The 16,002-nt window shown below is 56.5% G+C and carries 14 protein-coding genes and 2 pseudogenes; 9 read left to right on the plus strand and 7 right to left on the minus strand.

All coding sequences use genetic code 11. From position 1 onward, the window contains the following. The first annotated feature begins 9 nt into the window (after positions 1-9). From xylB to ACR42C_RS00815, 3 genes are all read left to right on the plus strand, one after another. A complete protein-coding gene (xylB, locus tag ACR42C_RS00805) occupies positions 10-1,464 on the plus strand; it encodes a xylulokinase (protein ID WP_316380435.1) in 1,455 nt (484 codons plus the stop codon). 103 nt (positions 1,465-1,567) lie between these two features. Next, positions 1,568-2,107 (plus strand): isochorismatase family protein, encoded by a 540-nt coding sequence (locus tag ACR42C_RS00810; protein WP_116343054.1) that lies wholly within the window; start codon positions 1,568-1,570, stop codon positions 2,105-2,107. Then, a complete protein-coding gene (locus ACR42C_RS00815; RefSeq protein ID WP_479984642.1) occupies positions 2,107-3,027 on the plus strand; it encodes a GlxA family transcriptional regulator in 921 nt (306 codons plus the stop codon). Before ACR42C_RS00810 ends, ACR42C_RS00815 begins: the two co-directional genes overlap by 1 nt. Here ACR42C_RS00815 and ACR42C_RS00820 read toward each other — a convergent pair. Further along, positions 3,020-4,015 (minus strand): acyltransferase, encoded by a 996-nt coding sequence (locus tag ACR42C_RS00820; RefSeq protein ID WP_316380438.1) that lies wholly within the window; start codon positions 4,013-4,015, stop codon positions 3,020-3,022. The genes ACR42C_RS00815 and ACR42C_RS00820 overlap by 8 nt on opposite strands. Positions 4,016-4,197: 182 nt before the next feature. On the opposite strand from ACR42C_RS00820, the gene ACR42C_RS00825 reads away from it, so the two are divergent. The 3 genes from ACR42C_RS00825 to glyS all read left to right on the plus strand — a co-directional run bounded on the left by ACR42C_RS00825 (position 4,198) and on the right by glyS (position 7,654). Further along, positions 4,198-4,503 carry a YsaB family lipoprotein gene (locus tag ACR42C_RS00825; RefSeq protein WP_116343060.1) on the plus strand — a complete coding sequence of 102 codons (306 nt, stop codon included), beginning with the start codon at positions 4,198-4,200 and terminating at the stop codon, positions 4,501-4,503. Between the two features lie 160 nt (positions 4,504-4,663). After that, a complete protein-coding gene (gene glyQ / locus ACR42C_RS00830) occupies positions 4,664-5,575 on the plus strand; it encodes a glycine--tRNA ligase subunit alpha (RefSeq protein WP_003860141.1) in 912 nt (303 codons plus the stop codon). A gap of 9 nt (positions 5,576-5,584) precedes the next feature. Then, complete coding sequence (gene glyS, locus ACR42C_RS00835) at positions 5,585-7,654, plus strand: glycine--tRNA ligase subunit beta (protein WP_479984643.1); 2,070 nt, start codon at positions 5,585-5,587, stop codon at positions 7,652-7,654. A 93-nt stretch (positions 7,655-7,747) separates the two neighbouring features. On the opposite strand, the pseudogene ACR42C_RS00840 reads toward glyS, so the two are convergent. Together ACR42C_RS00840 and ACR42C_RS00845 are read right to left on the minus strand one after the other, a co-directional pair. Continuing rightward, positions 7,748-8,197 (minus strand): annotated as a pseudogene (locus ACR42C_RS00840) (hypothetical protein). Next, a pseudogene (locus ACR42C_RS00845) lies at positions 8,164-8,268 on the minus strand (hypothetical protein); the annotation flags it as partial. The pseudogenes ACR42C_RS00840 and ACR42C_RS00845, both read right to left, overlap by 34 nt. 840 nt (positions 8,269-9,108) lie before the next feature. Between ACR42C_RS00845 and ACR42C_RS00850 the strand changes: the two are divergent. Further along, the gene (locus ACR42C_RS00850) at positions 9,109-10,728 is read left to right on the plus strand and encodes an ABC-F family ATP-binding cassette domain-containing protein (protein WP_316380441.1); all 1,620 of its coding nucleotides are present in this window, start codon (positions 9,109-9,111) and stop codon (positions 10,726-10,728) included. Positions 10,729-10,766: 38 nt separating this feature from the next. Here ACR42C_RS00850 and ACR42C_RS00855 read toward each other — a convergent pair whose 3' ends face one another. Continuing rightward, the gene (locus ACR42C_RS00855) at positions 10,767-11,054 is read right to left on the minus strand and encodes an HTH-type transcriptional regulator (protein WP_116343066.1); all 288 of its coding nucleotides are present in this window, start codon (positions 11,052-11,054) and stop codon (positions 10,767-10,769) included. A 331-nt stretch (positions 11,055-11,385) separates the two neighbouring features. On the opposite strand from ACR42C_RS00855, the gene ACR42C_RS00860 reads away from it, so the two are divergent. Together ACR42C_RS00860 and cspE are read left to right on the plus strand one after the other, a co-directional pair. Next, complete coding sequence (locus tag ACR42C_RS00860) at positions 11,386-12,096, plus strand: DUF3053 domain-containing protein (protein ID WP_045260020.1); 711 nt, start codon at positions 11,386-11,388, stop codon at positions 12,094-12,096. A 246-nt stretch (positions 12,097-12,342) separates the two neighbouring features. Beyond that, on the plus strand, positions 12,343-12,555 hold the full coding sequence (gene cspE / locus ACR42C_RS00865) for a transcription antiterminator/RNA stability regulator CspE (protein ID WP_003860775.1): 213 nt from the start codon (positions 12,343-12,345) through the stop codon (positions 12,553-12,555). A gap of 58 nt (positions 12,556-12,613) precedes the next feature. On the opposite strand, the gene ghrB is transcribed toward cspE, so the two are convergent. The 3 genes from ghrB to ACR42C_RS00880 all read right to left on the minus strand — a co-directional run bounded on the left by ghrB (position 12,614) and on the right by ACR42C_RS00880 (position 16,000). Beyond that, positions 12,614-13,588, minus strand: a complete 975-nt coding sequence (gene ghrB, locus ACR42C_RS00870; RefSeq protein ID WP_479984644.1) for a glyoxylate/hydroxypyruvate reductase GhrB — start codon at positions 13,586-13,588, stop codon at positions 12,614-12,616. Between the two features lie 26 nt (positions 13,589-13,614). Then, a complete protein-coding gene (locus ACR42C_RS00875; protein WP_316380443.1) occupies positions 13,615-14,895 on the minus strand; it encodes an MFS transporter in 1,281 nt (426 codons plus the stop codon). 166 nt (positions 14,896-15,061) lie between these two features. Next, positions 15,062-16,000, minus strand: coding sequence for a sugar kinase (locus tag ACR42C_RS00880; RefSeq protein WP_479984645.1), 939 nt, complete (start codon positions 15,998-16,000; stop codon positions 15,062-15,064). Positions 16,001-16,002: the final 2 nt, after the last annotated feature.

A 16,002-nucleotide genomic window follows, 5' to 3' on the forward strand; every position in this document is an offset into this window, starting at 1 on the left:
GTCACCGCAATGTATATCGGGATCGATCTGGGCACATCGGGTGTGAAAGCCATCCTGTTAAGCGAGCAGGGCGAGGTGTTAGCAACGCAGACTGAAAAGCTGCAGGTTTCACGCCCGCACCCACTGTGGTCGGAGCAGGACCCGGAACAGTGGTGGCAGGCCACGGATCGCGCAATTACCGCGTTAGGCGAGCAGCATTCTCTGCGTGACGTGAAAGCGCTGGGAATGGCCGGGCAAATGCACGGTGCAACCTTATTGGATAGCGAGCATCGCGTGCTGCGTCCTGCGATCCTCTGGAACGACGGCCGCTGCGCAGAAGAGTGCGCGCTTCTTGAGGAGCGCGTACCTGCCTCCCGCGAGATTACCGGCAACCTGATGATGCCGGGCTTCACCGCACCAAAACTCTTGTGGGTTCAGCGCCACGAGCCGGAGGTTTTCCGTCAGGTGGCGAAAGTTCTGCTGCCAAAAGACTATCTGCGTTTTCGCATGACGGGCGATTTCGCCAGCGACATGTCCGATGCCGCCGGCACGATGTGGCTCGACGTGGCGAAACGCGACTGGAGCGAGGCGATGCTGGATGCCTGTAATCTGACCCGCGAACACATGCCCGCGCTGTTCGAAGGTAGCGAGGTGACGGGCACGCTGCTGCCGGACGTTGCCGAACGCTGGAACATGCCTGCCGTACCGGTGGTGGCCGGAGGCGGCGATAACGCGGCGGGGGCTGTCGGTGTCGGGATGGTTGAGGCGGGGCAGGCGATGCTTTCGCTGGGAACCTCCGGCGTCTATTTTGCCGTTAGCGACGGGTATCGCAGCAACCCTGAAAGCGCAGTGCACAGCTTCTGCCACGCCCTGCCTGGAAAATGGCATTTGATGTCGGTGATGCTCAGTGCGGCGTCCTGCCTGGACTGGGCCGCAAAACTCACCGGCATGGCCGACGTTCCGGCGCTCATCTCCGCGGCGCAGCAGGCGGATGACGCGGCGGGTACGGTCTGGTTTTTACCGTATCTTTCCGGCGAGCGTACGCCGCACAACAACCCGGAAGCGAAAGGGGTGTTCTTTGGCTTAACCCATCAACATGGCCCGGCAGAGCTGGCGCGTGCGGTTCTGGAAGGTGTGGGGTATGCACTGGCGGACGGGATGGACGTGGTGCACGACTGCGGCCTGAAGCCGACGAGCGTCACCCTGATTGGCGGCGGAGCGCGAAGCCCTTACTGGCGACAGATGCTGGCGGATATCAGCGGGTTGCAGCTGGATTTCCGCACCGGAGGGGATGTCGGCCCCGCGCTGGGTGCTGCACGACTGGCGCAGATCGCCATGAACCCGGAAAAACCGCTTTCACAGCTGTTGCCGCAGCTTACGCTTGAGCAGGCGCATTTCCCGGACGCTGTACGCTATGCGCGGTACACGGAAAGGCGCGACGTATTCCGCAAAATCTATCAGCAGCTGCTGCCGCTTATGTCTTAAATACGCTTGTCCGGAAGAGGCACGAGGATGTCCTTTTTTGGTCTGTGCGTGCCTTCCATTCCTTGCCAGTATGGTGTTACACCCACTGGCAAGGAGATTTATCATGTCACGCATCGCATTAATCAACATTGATACTCAGCAGTCCTTCCATCAGCGCAATTACTGGCAGGAGGACGAAATTCCTGCCTTTCAGCAGGCGATGCTGGGGCTGATTGAAGGCTGCCAGGCGCGCAATATTCCGGTCGTTGATATTTTTCACGTTGATGAAGACGGTCCCTTTACCCTGGAAAGCGGCTATGTCAAACCGATGGCCTTTTTGCGTCATCAGCCGGATGTTGTTTTCCAGAAACACGTCCATAATGCCTTCACGGATACCGGGCTTGACCGCTGGCTGCGCGAGCGTGATATCAACAGTGTGATTATCTGCGGCATTCGCACTGAACAATGCTGTGAAACCACCGCCCGGGTGGCATCCGATCTGGGGTATGCTGTGACCTTTGTGAGCGAGGCAACGCTGACGTTTCCCATGACCTACAAGGGCATTACCCTTAGCGCAGCGGAAATTCGCCACCGTACCGAAACGGTACTGTCCGGGCGTTTTGCCGAAATTAAAACGGTAGCGGAGACGCTGGAGTCATTGTAATGCCCATCGACGTCTGGTTCGTGATGTTGCCCGGAGTGCTGTCATTAGACATGACCGGCCCGGCAGAAACCTTTGTGCTGGCAGGCGACGCGTTTCGTCTGCATTACATTGGCCCGCAGCCGGAGGTTCCGACGTCGATAGGTCTGACGATGAGCGGCATCCAGCCATTGCCGGAAAGCCTGTCTCCGGGCAGCTTGCTGGTCCTGCCGGGGGTGAGCGACTCCCGCTTTCAGTTCTCAACCCCGCAGGCGCAGCAGATTCAGCACTGGCTGATGCGCCGGCAGCCGCAGATCCAGCGCCAGGAAATCATCGTGATGTGCGTCTGTTCAGGAGCGTTGCTGGCGGCGAAATCGGGCCTGCTGAATAACCGGCAGTGCACAACCCACCATGACGTTATTAGCCGTTTACGCACCGCGGCCCCTACGGCGACGATTAAAGAAAACCGGATATTTGTGCAGGATGAAAATATCTGGACCAGCGCGGGGATCACCTCGGGCATCGATCTGGCGCTGCACACGATCAACCACCTGTGCGGCCCCGAAAAGGCGCTGGCCGTGGCGCGTGAGATGGTGGTCTGGTTCCGCCGTTCCGGTGACGACCCTCAGCTATCCCCGTGGCTACGCTACCGCAATCATCTTCACCCGGCGATCCATCGGGCGCAGGATGCGCTCACCGCCGAGCCGCAAAAAACGTGGAGCTTGCCTGATATCGCCGCGCTGGCGCACGTCAGCCCACGCCATCTCACCCGGCTTTTCCAGTCACATTTAGGGATTAGCGTTCGCGATTATCTGGAGCAGCTGCGTCTGGCGGTGGCGGAGCAGTGGCTGATGCAGGGACGCGGCGTGGAGCAGGCTTCACTGGCGGCAGGATTTTCCTCCCCGCGCCAGTACCATCGCGCCCGGCAGAGGAGCATTAACTGACGAAGCGGCGAGCATCTATTTTTTGCAGCAGCATCGACAGCAGCAGGCTGATCGCCAGCGTGGCGGCAAAAATCCAGACGATATCCAGCACCGGCCAGCTTTTTAGCTCAACGCCTCTCGTGCGCAGCGCGTGGATCACCAGCGCGTGAAAACCGTAAATCCCGAGAGAGTGGCGAGAGATAAGACTCAGCACGGGCAGGGGACGCGCGTTCAGGGTGTTTTTGACGAGCGTAAGCAGCGATACGGCACAGATAAAGACCATCGGCCCGCAATACAGATACCAGGTATCGGCAAAATTGCCGCGCCACTGAAGCTCATGCAGCGTCCCGCGTGAAATCACCGCCACGCCGGCGATAAACAGCGCCCCGCATAGCCAGTTCAGACCGCGTTTTTGCGTGTCCATCATCCCGATGGCGCGCCCCAGCATGCCGTAAAGCACGTAGTAGAAGGTATCGCCGTTGATATAAAGGTTCACCGGCAACCATTCGAAACCGTCGATTTTCTGCGAGACCGTATTCGGGTTGGCGACGATACCGATTACCACCATCAGGGCCAGGAGCATTTTCCCGCTGACGTTTTTCACCTGAATGAGCGGAGAGACCAGATAAATAACGATGATGGCGAAGAAGAACCACAGGTGGTAGAACACCGGTTTTTGCAGCAAATATTTGAGGGATAACCCGGCGTTAATAGAGGTGAACAGGGTGATATAAAGCAGGGCAACGGCGCTGTAGAACCCCAGGCAGGCCGCAATGCGAATGAAGTGCCTCGGCTGCGCGCTGCGTTCGCCAAAAAAGAGAAAGCCGGAAATCATAAAAAACAGCGGCACGCTGACGCGCGACGCGGAGTTGAGGATATTGGCAATATCCCAGTTAACGGGGCTGATGCTGTGGGCATTCGTGACGTACCAGGTCGTCGTGTGGATCATGACCACCATCAGACACGCTATTCCTCGCAGGTTATCAATCCAGTTAATTTTTGACGGCATCAGTTCCTCGTATTCCCTGTAAATTGAGTGTGACTACCATTGTCCAAAAGTCTTCGTTTGGAAAATTCTGAGTTTTATGTGCAGGCTTGCCGGGAGACCGCGAGATTCGCAGAATCGCAGACCTTAATCTATAAAAGTGTTGATACTAAAAATAACAGCCGCTGACCAGGACGGTAATAAAAATGATGATGAAGCGTGTGGTATCACTCTTTCTGCTATTTATGCTGGCAGGATGCAGTGCGCCACAGGAAGTACCCGTGCAAAAAGCGCAGCAGGGTAAAATAAGCCCGGAGCGTTCACTGAATATGGAAGAGCTCTGTAAAGACCAGGCCGCCCGGCGCTATAACTCGGACGTTCAGAAAATTAACGTCATCGGATTCGAGCGCTTTCAGGGCAGCTATGAGCTTAGAGGGTATACTGCGCGTAAAGAGGGCTTTGTCTGCTCGTTTGATGCGGACGGTCAGTTTTTACATCTCTCCATGCGCTAGCCTGCTCGCATAATCAACAGCCAGACGCCGCCAGCGTTCTGGCCGGAAGGCTTATTTCCCAATTTTCCCTAAACAACCCCGTTTCGTACTGTATATCTTGCAGCCAGCGGGTATACTGGTCCCTTCCATTTAAAACCACACGTATCCAGCACGAAATACTATGCAAAAGTTTGATACCAAGACCTTCCAGGGCCTGATCCTGACCTTACAGGATTACTGGGCTCGTCAGGGCTGTACCATTGTTCAACCTTTGGACATGGAAGTCGGCGCCGGCACTTCACACCCGATGACCAGCCTGCGCGCATTGGGGCCAGAGCCAATGGCGACCGCGTATGTGCAGCCTTCCCGTCGTCCGACCGATGGTCGTTACGGTGAAAACCCGAACCGTCTGCAGCATTACTATCAGTTCCAGGTGGTGATTAAGCCATCACCCGACAACATTCAGGAACTGTACCTCGGGTCGCTGAAAGAGCTGGGTATGGATCCAACCATCCACGACATCCGTTTCGTGGAAGACAACTGGGAAAACCCAACGCTGGGTGCCTGGGGTCTCGGTTGGGAAGTGTGGCTGAATGGCATGGAAGTGACCCAGTTCACTTATTTCCAGCAGGTTGGCGGGCTGGAATGTAAGCCAATCACCGGTGAAATCACCTACGGTCTGGAACGTCTGGCCATGTACATTCAGGGCGTAGACAGCGTTTACGACCTGGTCTGGAGCGACGGCCCGCTGGGTAAAACCACCTACGGCGACGTGTTCCATCAGAACGAAGTGGAGCAATCCACCTATAACTTCGAATACGCGGACGTGGACTTCCTGTTCACCTGCTTCGAGCAGTACGAGAAAGAAGCGCAGCAGTTGCTGGCGCTGGAGACTCCGCTGCCGCTGCCTGCCTACGAGCGTATTCTGAAGGCCGCCCACAGCTTCAACCTGCTGGACGCCCGCAAAGCGATCTCCGTGACTGAACGTCAGCGCTACATTCTGCGTATTCGTACCCTGACCAAAGCCGTTGCAGAAGCTTACTATGCGTCCCGTGAAGCCCTTGGCTTCCCGATGTGCAACCGAAACAAATAAGAGGCGGCCATGTCTGAGAAAACTTTCCTGGTGGAAATCGGCACCGAAGAGCTGCCACCAAAAGCCCTGCGCAGCCTGGCTGAATCTTTTGCTGCGAACGTGACTGCCGAGCTGGATAACGCTGGCCTGGCGCACGGTAAAATTGAGTGGTTTGCTGCACCGCGCCGTCTGGCGCTGAAAGTGGCAAATCTGGCGGCCTCTCAGCCGGATCGTGAAGTCGAAAAACGTGGCCCGGCGATTGCCCAGGCGTTCGATGCGGAAGGCAAGCCGAGCAAAGCGGCTGAGGGCTGGGCGCGCGGCTGCGGCATCACCGTTGATCAGGCCGAGCGTCTGACCACGGATAAAGGCGAGTGGCTGCTGTATCGTGCGCACGTGAAGGGCGAAAACGCGGAAGCACTTCTGCCGAACATGATCGCAACCTCGCTGGCTAAGCTGCCGATTCCTAAGCTGATGCGCTGGGGCGCGTCTGACGTTCACTTCGTGCGTCCGGTTCACACCGTGACCCTGCTGCTGGGCGATACCGTTATTCCAGCCACCATTCTGGGCGTGGCGTCCGATCGCGTGATCCGCGGCCACCGCTTCATGGGCGAGCCTGAGTTCACCATCGACAATGCCGACCAGTACCCGCAAATCCTGCTGGAGCGCGGTAAGGTCATTGCCGACTACGAACAGCGTAAAGCCAAAATTAAGGCGGACGCGGAAGAAGCGGCGCGCAAGATTGGCGGTAATGCCGACCTGAGCGACAGCCTGCTGGAAGAAGTCACCTCTCTGGTTGAATGGCCGGTTGTGCTGACCGCGAAGTTCGAAGAGAAATTCCTGGCCGTTCCAGCTGAAGCGCTGGTGTACACCATGAAGGGTGACCAGAAGTACTTCCCGGTCTATGCCAACGACGGCAAGCTGCTGCCAAACTTCATTTTCGTGGCGAACATCGAATCGAAAGATCCGAGCCAGATTATCTCCGGTAACGAAAAAGTGGTGCGCCCGCGTCTGGCGGATGCCGAGTTCTTCTTCAATACCGACCGTAAAAAGCGTCTGGAAGATAACCTGCCGCGCCTGCAGACCGTGCTGTTCCAGCAGCAGCTGGGTACGCTGCGCGACAAGACCGACCGTATCGCGGAGCTGTCCGGCTGGATTGCCCGTGAAATCGGTGCCGACGTTAACCACGCGACGCGTGCGGGCCTGCTCTCCAAGTGCGACCTGATGACCAACATGGTGTTCGAATTTACCGACACCCAGGGCGTGATGGGTATGCACTATGCGCGTCACGATGGCGAAGCGGAAGACGTGGCCGTGGCCCTGAACGAGCAGTATCAGCCGCGCTTTGCGGGTGACGATCTGCCGTCCAACCCGGTGGCCTGCGCCGTAGCGATTGCCGATAAGATGGACACCCTGGCGGGTATCTTCGGTATCGGCCAGCATCCGAAAGGCGACAAAGACCCGTTTGCGCTGCGTCGTGCTGCGCTGGGCGTGCTGCGTATCATCGTTGAGAAGAACCTGAACCTCGATCTGCAGACCCTGACCGAAGAAGCGGTGCGTCTGTACGGCGACAAGTTGACCAACGCGAACGTTGTGGATGACGTGATCGACTTTATGCTCGGCCGTTTCCGCGCCTGGTATCAGGACGAAGGTTACTCCGTTGACACCATTCAGGCGGTGCTGGCGCGTCGTCCGACCCGTCCGGCTGATTTCGATGCGCGTATGAAGGCGGTTTCCCACTTCCGTACCCTGGAAGCGGCATCTGCCCTGGCCGCGGCCAACAAGCGTGTATCCAACATTCTGGCGAAATCCGACGAGACGCTGAACGAGCGCGTGAACGCCGCAACCCTGAAAGAGCCGGAAGAGATCGCTCTGGCGATGCAGGTTGTGGTGCTGCGCGACAAGCTCGAGCCGTACTTCGCGGAAGGCCGCTACCAGGAAGCGCTGGTGGAGCTGGCCGAGCTGCGTGACGTTATCGACGCCTTCTTCGAGAAAGTGATGGTGAACGTAGAAGATAAAGAGCTGCGTATTAACCGTCTCTCTATGCTCGAGAAACTGCGCGAGCTGTTCCTGCGCGTAGCGGATATTTCGCTGCTGCAGTAATGTGCCCGCTGTTACACATGCTAAAAACCCGCTTCGGCGGGTTTTTTTATGGAGCTTTTGTAGGCCGGATAAGCGCAGCGTCATCCGGCAGGTTTAGCCGATCGCGATTGTGCCTTCGTCTGTCTGCAGCCAGCGCGGTGCCTTCAGCGTATCGGCAAAGTAGCTGACCAGTTCGCACAGCAAATCTTCCATCACGATTTAAGATTGTTGCGGCAGTGATCCGTTCATCAGCATCTGCGTAATCTCCTGACAGTAGCGCCCCAGCTGATCGCACTCGGGTTCGAAAGCTGGAACGCGTGACGGGAGTTCCTTCACGGTCAGGCTGGCTTTTAAAGCGTCCGGAACAGGATCCAGAAGCGTGGGTTGCAGAAGATTCAGACAGGCATAAAGTCTGCCGTAAAGCGCCATTTTTGGGGCGGGTTCTTCGCAATCTACCAGTGCGTCGGTAAAACGTTCGCAGTTATCCGCCAGTTCGGTGAAGTCGGTGGCATGGTTGAAGGGCAGGGTGATTAAAGAATGAACTTGGGTTGGGGTAGTAGCCATATTGGCAGCCTCCGATAAGTGATAAAGCTTCCACCATCGGAAATGCTAATTTCGCTGGTGGTGGACTGAACAGAGTTAGCATTACCGGCCTTATCGGATACCGGCGCATCTCTCGATGCCCCTGCTCAGCCCACCATTGAGATGTAGCAAAGCATGCTGCACATAATGTGCCGCCGATAAGATAAGCCAGGATGCTAAACCCGGCACCTGATTTTGCAGGTGCGAAGAGAACTTACTGCTCATCAAAACAGGCGGCAACAGATTTGAGCTATGCCACTGAGGATATTACCATTTCTGGAAAGAGACTCGCAAAATTACCGCAACGAAAAGCATACTGCGGGCAGAGGTCTTACAGCGACGCTATGGTCCGGCTGTAAATTGCTGAGGCGTTTGCCTTCCGGCCGGGGCGAGGCGCAGGGATGCGCCGAGAGGGCGGGCTTTACAGGGATGTTACCTCCGCCCGTCCCCGATAAGCCGGAAGGAATAAGCCGAAGGTACCGCGTAGCGGCGATTTACCGCCGGGAGCCCGGGTAGCCAGGGTGGTGGCGACTGAGCCACCCTGGCACGCTTACGGGTATTGTCGCTACAGAGTAGCAAGGAACATAAAGTGAGCGGAATGACCACCAGAGCCGTATGCTCCCCCTCACCCTAACCCTCTCCCCAAAGGGGCGAGGGGATTGTTCACTGCTCGCATTAATTTGTGGGGATCCCTCATCCCAAAGGGAGAGGGAGTATAAGCCGTCCAAAATTTAACCTTGAAATGGTCAACCCATTACCGCTATCCTTATCTCCATTAAATTTCTCGCTCTGGAGCGCCCCCCAAAAATGAACAAACACGACTGATGAATTTCGATCCTTGCTAAACGCCACCGCGTCGGCAGGGGATGTTTTGATTTCATTCAGGAGTGCTTATGGCTCATTTTGCGCAGTCCCCTTCTTTTATTTTGCATCAGGTCACCTGTCAGTTTCCGACGGGCGATACCCTTTTTGGTCCGCTGAATCTTTCTCTGGAATCCTCCCTGTGCGCGCTGGTGGGCCGCAACGGCAGCGGGAAAACGCGTCTGCTGCGTCTGCTGGCGGGGCTTGATGAGCCTGCAAGCGGGCATATCGAACGTACCGGAACACATGTTTATGTGGCTCAGCAGCAGGACATTTTGCCGCACACGACGCTGGCTGAACTGCTCGGGTTCGAGGCCATCTTCGCGGCGCGAGCGCGCATCGACAGCGGTGATTACCAGCCTGACGATCTGGAAACGCTTGATGGATTGTGGGATTTAGCTGAACGTCTGGGCGAGGCGTTTACCCGGGCAAAACTTCCGCCGTTTGATCCTGATAAGCCAGCCGGTGAGCTCAGCGGCGGCGAGCGCATTCGCGCGCTGCTGTGCGGTGCATTTACTGCTGAAGCGGATTATCTGCTGCTGGACGAACCCACAAACCATCTCGATCGACAAGGCAGGGCGTGGTTCTACGACCAGCTTGCCCGTTATCAGGGCGGTGTGCTGGTTGCCTCCCATGACCGCGAACTGCTGGCGAAGGTGCCGCGTATCCTTGAGCTGAGCAGCGGCGGCCTGCGCAGCTACGGCGGGAATTATGCGGATTATCAAACCCAGCGCGATGCCGAACAGCAGGCGGCCCGAGCGGCGCTGGAGCATGCTGCCACGGAGCGCAAACGCACCCGCGCACGCATGCAAAAAGAGCATGACGACAGCCAGCGGCGTTCAGCAAAAACATTGCGCACCGTCGATACCCTGAATATCGCGTCGTTTGAACGGGTCAAATACAAAGGCGCTGCGAAGGAGCGGATCGGCTCATGGAAAAAGCAGCATAGCGAGCAAAATGAAGCCCTGAACGCCGCGGTAAACAAGGCGCGTGAGCGGGTTGACGAAGATAACCCTGTGATGTTCACCCTGCCGGGGAGCCAGATCCCGGAAGGCAAACAGGTGCTGGTGCTGGAGGATCTGGTGCTGCCGCATGTGTCTTTACCACCACTCAACTGGCGGATGGATGGACCGATGCGCGTGGCGCTAAAAGGGCCGAACGGCTGCGGGAAATCGACGCTGTTGAAAACAATCCTCGGCGACATTCGCCCGCGTTCAGGAACCTGTAAGGTGTCGGTCAGCTGCGCTTATCTCGATCAGCATCTTTCCCGGCTCGATCTCTCGCAGTCGGTCATGACGCACCTCAACCTGGGCAATACGCCCCTGGAAGAGGGCATGTTACGAACCCGTTTAGCCCAGCTTCAGCTGGGGGCCGATAAAGTTTCGCTTCCGCTGGCGGAACTGAGCGGCGGCGAGCGTCTGAAGGCTGCGCTGGCCTGCGTGCTATGGCGCGCGGAGGCCACGCAGCTCCTGCTGCTGGATGAACCGACCAACCATCTGGATCTGGCCTCGGTTCAGGCCATTGAAGCGGCACTGGCGGGTTTCCCCGGCGCGCTGCTGGTGGTGTCACACGATGATGCGTTTTTAAAAGGGTTAACGTTGACGCATGAGATGGTGTGGGAGGAGACGGGCTGGCGTTTCGAGAGCCTTTAAACACAAGCCCCCGCAGAGGCGGGGGCATTCAATCTTCACTACGCTATCTGTTTGCTGAGTGCAGGGTTGGCCTGAATCAGGCGCATCAGCCTTAACTCGGTTGGGGTGGGTTTCTCTCGTTTTGACTCCCACTCCAGCACCATAGCCACGCTGACACCCATCGCTCTGGCGAATTCTTCCGTTTTCAGTCCTGTCCCTTTGCGCAATTGCTCATATTCTGTAAAGGGATTGGATTTTTGTTGCAGGGTAATGGTCTGCGGTACATCTTTAAAAACGATCTGTTCCAGACTGCTCAGCAGCTCAAACTCAGGATCTTTATATTCCATTGAGAACTCCTCTTAAATCTCACATCGTGATCAAGAACATCAGAGAGCCAATTAAGAATAGTCCCTAATACAAACCCAGGATCGTCACGGCTGTGATTAATCGTGCGGTAACGATCGCTTTATCCGATTCAGCTATATGGATAGTTATGCTAATTACCTGATTAACCATATGTCGGCTTCGCCAGGTATTTTTTTGTAAATAGTAAGAAATAAATCGGCAATAGCCGTTTTACATGAAAAGAGTATCTTGCAAGGCTGACCTGGACTATCCTTGTCAGCGTCGGGCACGCGTGTGCCGGTGTGCGCTTTTTTGGGTGAAAGGAGTAATAAAATGGCGACAGGAAAGTCCTGCTCTCGCTGGTTTGCGCCTATTGCGGCGTTGTTAATGGTTGTTAGCCTGAGTGGGTGTTTTGATAAAGAAGGCGATCAGCGCAAAGCGTTTATCGATTTTCTGCAGAATACAGTGATGCGCAGCGGCGAGCGGTTGCCGACGCTGACTGCGGATCAGAAAAAACAGTTTGGCCCCTTTGTGTCCGATTACGCCATTCTTTATGGGTATTCACAGCAGGTGAGCCAGGCGATGGACTCCGGTATCCGCCCGGTAGTGGATAGCGTGAACGCCATCCGTGTTCCCCAGGATTATATGACTCAGCGCGAGCCGCTGCGCCAGTCCAACGGCGCGCTCGGCGTGCTGAGCCAGCAACTGCAGAATGCGAAAATGCAGGCTGACGCGTCACGTTCTGCGCTGAAGCAGGGCGAGGACCTCAAACCGGTCTTCGATAAAGTGTATGAGAAAGTGGTGACGAAACCGTCTGAAGCGATACAACCGCTGATCCCGGCCGCGCAAGTCTTCACTCAGCAGCTGGTTCAGGTCGGAGATTTTATCTCCCAGCAGGGTACGCAGGTGAGCTTCGTTGCCAACGGCATTCAGTTCCCGACCTCGCAGCAGGCAAGTCAGTACAATACGCTGATTGGGCCGCTGGCCGCCCAGCACCAGGCCTTTAGCCAGGCGTGGGGCGCAGCAGTTGCTGCCACAGAATAAACCGAAAAACCCCGCCTCAGGCGGGGTTTTTTTCGGCATTCAGAAAATAACGCTTGTCATTCCTCTACCACATCGGTATAACTGTCTGCGTCGGTTTGTTACACAGACCTAAAGCAGTTTAGTAAAGCAGTCCAGATTGTTATCCATAGATACCCTTCGTAGTGACCCTTCCTTCATCGCTTAAAAATCTGTAACGCAATCCATCAAGCCGGAAGGCACAATATATTTGTTAATAAGGTAATTTCTATGTCTGCTAAAATGACTGGTCTGGTTAAATGGTTCAACGCTGATAAAGGTTTCGGCTTCATCACTCCTGACGATGGTTCTAAAGACGTGTTCGTACACTTCTCTGCTATCCAGAACGATGGCTACAAATCTCTGGACGAAGGTCAGAAAGTTTCCTTCACCATCGAAAGCGGCGCTAAAGGCCCAGCAGCTGGTAACGTTGTAAGCCTGTAAGCTTCCAACCCAGTAGCACAAAATTCAAAAACCCGCCTTCTGGCGGGTTTTTTCGTTTCTACTGTTGGATCTGCGGGTTAACGCAGTTCTTATCCACTTTTCCAGCAAGCGCGGCAATCAGGTTGTCTACTGCCGTCGCCGCCATATTGTAGCGCGTCTCGTGGGTAGCAGAGCCGATGTGCGGCAGCGCAACCACGTTAGGCAGCGCAAGCAGCGGGGAGTCTACCGGCAGCGGCTCCTGCTCAAACACGTCCAGACCCGCGGCGTGGATCTCGCCGTTTTGCAGCGCCTCAATCAGCGCCTGCTCATCCACCACCGGGCCACGACCTGCGTTGATGAAGATGGCGGACTTCTTCATTTTTTCAAATGCAGATTTGCCGATCAGATGACGCGTTTCATCCGTCAGCGGCAGGATCAGGCAAACAAAATCGGCTTCCTGCAGCAGTGTATCCAGCTCACAGTAACGCGCGTTAAAGCGTTCTTCAGCTTCGCTGTGATGACGGCGCGCGTTATACAGAATCGGCATGTTGAAGCCGAAATGCGCGCGCTGCGCCAGCGCCAGCCCAATACGCCCCATGCCCACGATGCCCAGCGTTTTGCCGTGCACATCCACGCCGAACCAGTCCGGCCCAATGCTTTTCGTCCATTCGCCGGCTTTCACACGCTCGGCCACTTCCACCACGCGCCGGGCCGTGCTGAGTACCAGCGCCATCAGCGTGTCGGCCACGGTTTCCGTCAGGGCATGCGGCGTGTGCATCAGCAGGATTTTACGGGCGTTCAGGGCATCCACGTCGAAGTTATCATAACCTACTGAAACGGTAGAGGTAGCACGAAGCTTCGGCATTTTCTCCAGCAGGGCGATATCCACTTTTTCGCTTGAACCCAGCAGGCCTTCGGCGCTCGCGAACGCGTCGGCGTGCTGCGCCACGGTCTCCGGGCTCAGGTTTTTCACCTGCGTAACGGTGAAGTGTTCTTCCAGGCGTTTCTGCAGATCTTCCGGCAGTGCTTTATACAAAATGACGGACGGCTTCATGCTAATCTCCGTTGATTTTTAAGGATTCAGGCGTGGCGTGCACCGACGGGGTGCTGTTGATTATTAGCAGGCTTAACAATCAGAGTAAGCCACACGGAGGCGAAAAGCGCTACCCCCATAAAGATGTACGATGCAGACGGGCTGCCGGTGGCACCGTTCAGGTAGCCCACAAACCAGGAGCCGCAGAACGACCCCAGCGCACCCATACTGTTAATCAATGCCATTGCACCGCCCGCGACGTTACGCGGCAGCATTTCCGGGATGATGGCAAAGAACGGACCGTACGGGGCGTACATGGCGGCACCGGCAATAACCAGCAGGGCGTAAGAGGCCCAGAAGTGATTCGCGCCGACGGCCCATGAGCCAATGAACGCAAAGGCAGCGATCAGCAGCAGCGGCCAGACAAACAGCTTACGGTTCTGCAGCTTGTCCGATGCCCATGATGCGACGATCATGGCGATGGTCGCGGCGAGATACGGTACGGAAGAGAGCCAGCCCACCTCAACCATGCCGAGGTTTTCACCGCCGCTGCGGATAATCGACGGCAGCCACAGCACAAAGCCGTACACGCCGATACTCCAGGTAAAATACTGCGCGCAGAGCAGGATAACGTTGCGGGAGCGGAAGGCTTCGCCGTAGTTGCGTACCGCCTTCAACCCCTGCTGTTCTTTATCCAACTGCGCCTGCAGTGCGGCTTTTTCATCTTCGGAAAGCCACTTTGCCTGTGCAGGCTTATCTTTTACCAGCACCCACCAGCAGAATGCCCAGATAATCGCGGGTACCCCTTCGATGATAAACATCTCGCGCCAGCCGAAGGCCTGGATCAGGTAGCCAGACACCACCGACATCCACAGTACCGTGACCGGGTTACCGAGGATCAGGAAGGTATTCGCGCGCGAGCGTTCGGATTTGGTAAACCAGTTGCTGATGTAGATCAGCATCGCCGGCATGACCGCCGCCTCAACGACACCGAGGATAAAGCGAATGGCGGCCAGGGCAGGAATATTGTTCACCACGCCGGTCAGTGACGCGCAGGCACCCCACAGGATCAGGCAGACGAAGATCAGCTTGCGCACGCTGCGGCGTTCCGCATAAATCGCACCGGGGATCTGGAAGAAGAAGTAGCCCAGGAAGAAAAGGGCACCCAGCAGGGAGGAGATACCTTTGGTGATGCCAAGGTCCTCTGTGATCCCCGCCGCGGACGCGAAGCTGAAGTTGGCACGGTCAAGGTACGCCAGGCTGTACGTGATAAACACGATTGGCATGATGTACCACCAGCGTTTTACTGCATTGGTCGAACTGTTCATAGGCTTGCCTCTGTTGTTGAGGTTGTTACCGCCGTTGTCTGTAGGGTACACGGTGGCTTGTTTTGTTGAGTGTAATTTATGCCCTTCACCCTAACCCTCTCCCCAAAGGGGCGAGGGGATGATTTGCTCCCTCTCCCCTTTGGGGAGAGGGCTGGGGTGAGGGGATCTATTCGTTGAGCTGCACACGCGTTGGTAATCCTTCGCTGTCGCCCTGCACCTGAATGGCCAGCGAGCCAATCTTGTTGCCCCGCGCGACGGCCTGCTGCAGCGTTTTGCCTTCCAGCAGGGCGCTAATCACGCCCACGGCAAAACCGTCGCCCGCGCCGACGGTGTCGACAACGTTCTCAACCTTCACCGCCGCGACCGCGCCCTGTTCGCCGTTGGCCGTCTTAAACCATGCGCCATCGGCACCAGTCTTCAGCACTACCGCTTTTACGCCTTTATTGAGGTAGAAATCGGCAATGCCTTCCGGCGTATTTTCACCCGTCAGGATCATCCCTTCTTTCAGGCCCGGCAGCACCCAGTCCGCCTGGAACGCCAGGCGGTTGAGCTTCTCGACCATTTCCGCTTCGCTTTTCCACAGAACCGGGCGCAGGTTCGGATCGAAAGAGATCGTTTTGCCCTGCGACTTCATGGCCGTTGCAGCATGATCCAGCAGTTCATACGAGCTGGCAGAGAGCGCTGCCGCCACACCGCTCAGGTGCAGGTGGCGCGCGGAGGCGAAATAGTCGGCGTGGTAATCCACCACAGAGAGGTGGCTTGCCGCCGATCCTTTACGGAAATATTCCACAATGGGATCGGTTCCATTTTCGACCTTAGATTTAAGCTGAAAGCCGGTACGGAAGCGTCCATCAAGGGTGACACCTGCGGCATCAATACCCTCTTTTTTCAGCGAGTCGAGGACGAAATGGCCAAAGCTGTCGTCCCCCACGCGGCTGACCCAGCCGACGTTCAGGCCGAGACGCGCCAGTCCGGTCGCGACGTTCAGCTCTGCGCCCGCCACGCGCTTGATAAAGTGCTCTACCGCGCTCAGTTCGCCCGTTTCAGTGGCGACAAACATCGCCATGGCTTCGCCGATCGTGATGACATCCAGCGTCTTGTGCATGG

The sequence above is a fragment of the Enterobacter sp. MG-EB028 genome, from assembly GCF_056673305.1.

Bases quoted from the DNA above. Each gene is read 5' to 3' on its own strand.
- ACR42C_RS00820 (WP_316380438.1), bottom strand. From the start codon at position 4,015: ATGCCGTCAAAAATTAACTGGATTGATAACCTGCGAGGAATAGCGTGT.
- ACR42C_RS00815 (WP_479984642.1), top strand. From the start codon at position 2,107: ATGCCCATCGACGTCTGGTTCGTGATGTTGCCCGGAGTGCTGTCATTA.
- glyQ (WP_003860141.1), top strand. From the start codon at position 4,664: ATGCAAAAGTTTGATACCAAGACCTTCCAGGGCCTGATCCTGACCTTA.
- ACR42C_RS00880 (WP_479984645.1), bottom strand. From the start codon at position 16,000: ATGCACAAGACGCTGGATGTCATCACGATCGGCGAAGCCATGGCGATG.
- ghrB (WP_479984644.1), bottom strand. From the start codon at position 13,588: ATGAAGCCGTCCGTCATTTTGTATAAAGCACTGCCGGAAGATCTGCAG.
- ACR42C_RS00850 (WP_316380441.1), top strand. From the start codon at position 9,109: ATGGCTCATTTTGCGCAGTCCCCTTCTTTTATTTTGCATCAGGTCACC.
- ACR42C_RS00855 (WP_116343066.1), bottom strand. From the start codon at position 11,054: ATGGAATATAAAGATCCTGAGTTTGAGCTGCTGAGCAGTCTGGAACAG.
- ACR42C_RS00860 (WP_045260020.1), top strand. From the start codon at position 11,386: ATGGCGACAGGAAAGTCCTGCTCTCGCTGGTTTGCGCCTATTGCGGCG.
- cspE (WP_003860775.1), top strand. From the start codon at position 12,343: ATGTCTGCTAAAATGACTGGTCTGGTTAAATGGTTCAACGCTGATAAA.
- ACR42C_RS00825 (WP_116343060.1), top strand. From the start codon at position 4,198: ATGATGATGAAGCGTGTGGTATCACTCTTTCTGCTATTTATGCTGGCA.
- ACR42C_RS00810 (WP_116343054.1), top strand. From the start codon at position 1,568: ATGTCACGCATCGCATTAATCAACATTGATACTCAGCAGTCCTTCCAT.
- ACR42C_RS00875 (WP_316380443.1), bottom strand. From the start codon at position 14,895: ATGAACAGTTCGACCAATGCAGTAAAACGCTGGTGGTACATCATGCCA.
- glyS (WP_479984643.1), top strand. From the start codon at position 5,585: ATGTCTGAGAAAACTTTCCTGGTGGAAATCGGCACCGAAGAGCTGCCA.
- xylB (WP_316380435.1), top strand. From the start codon at position 10: ATGTATATCGGGATCGATCTGGGCACATCGGGTGTGAAAGCCATCCTG.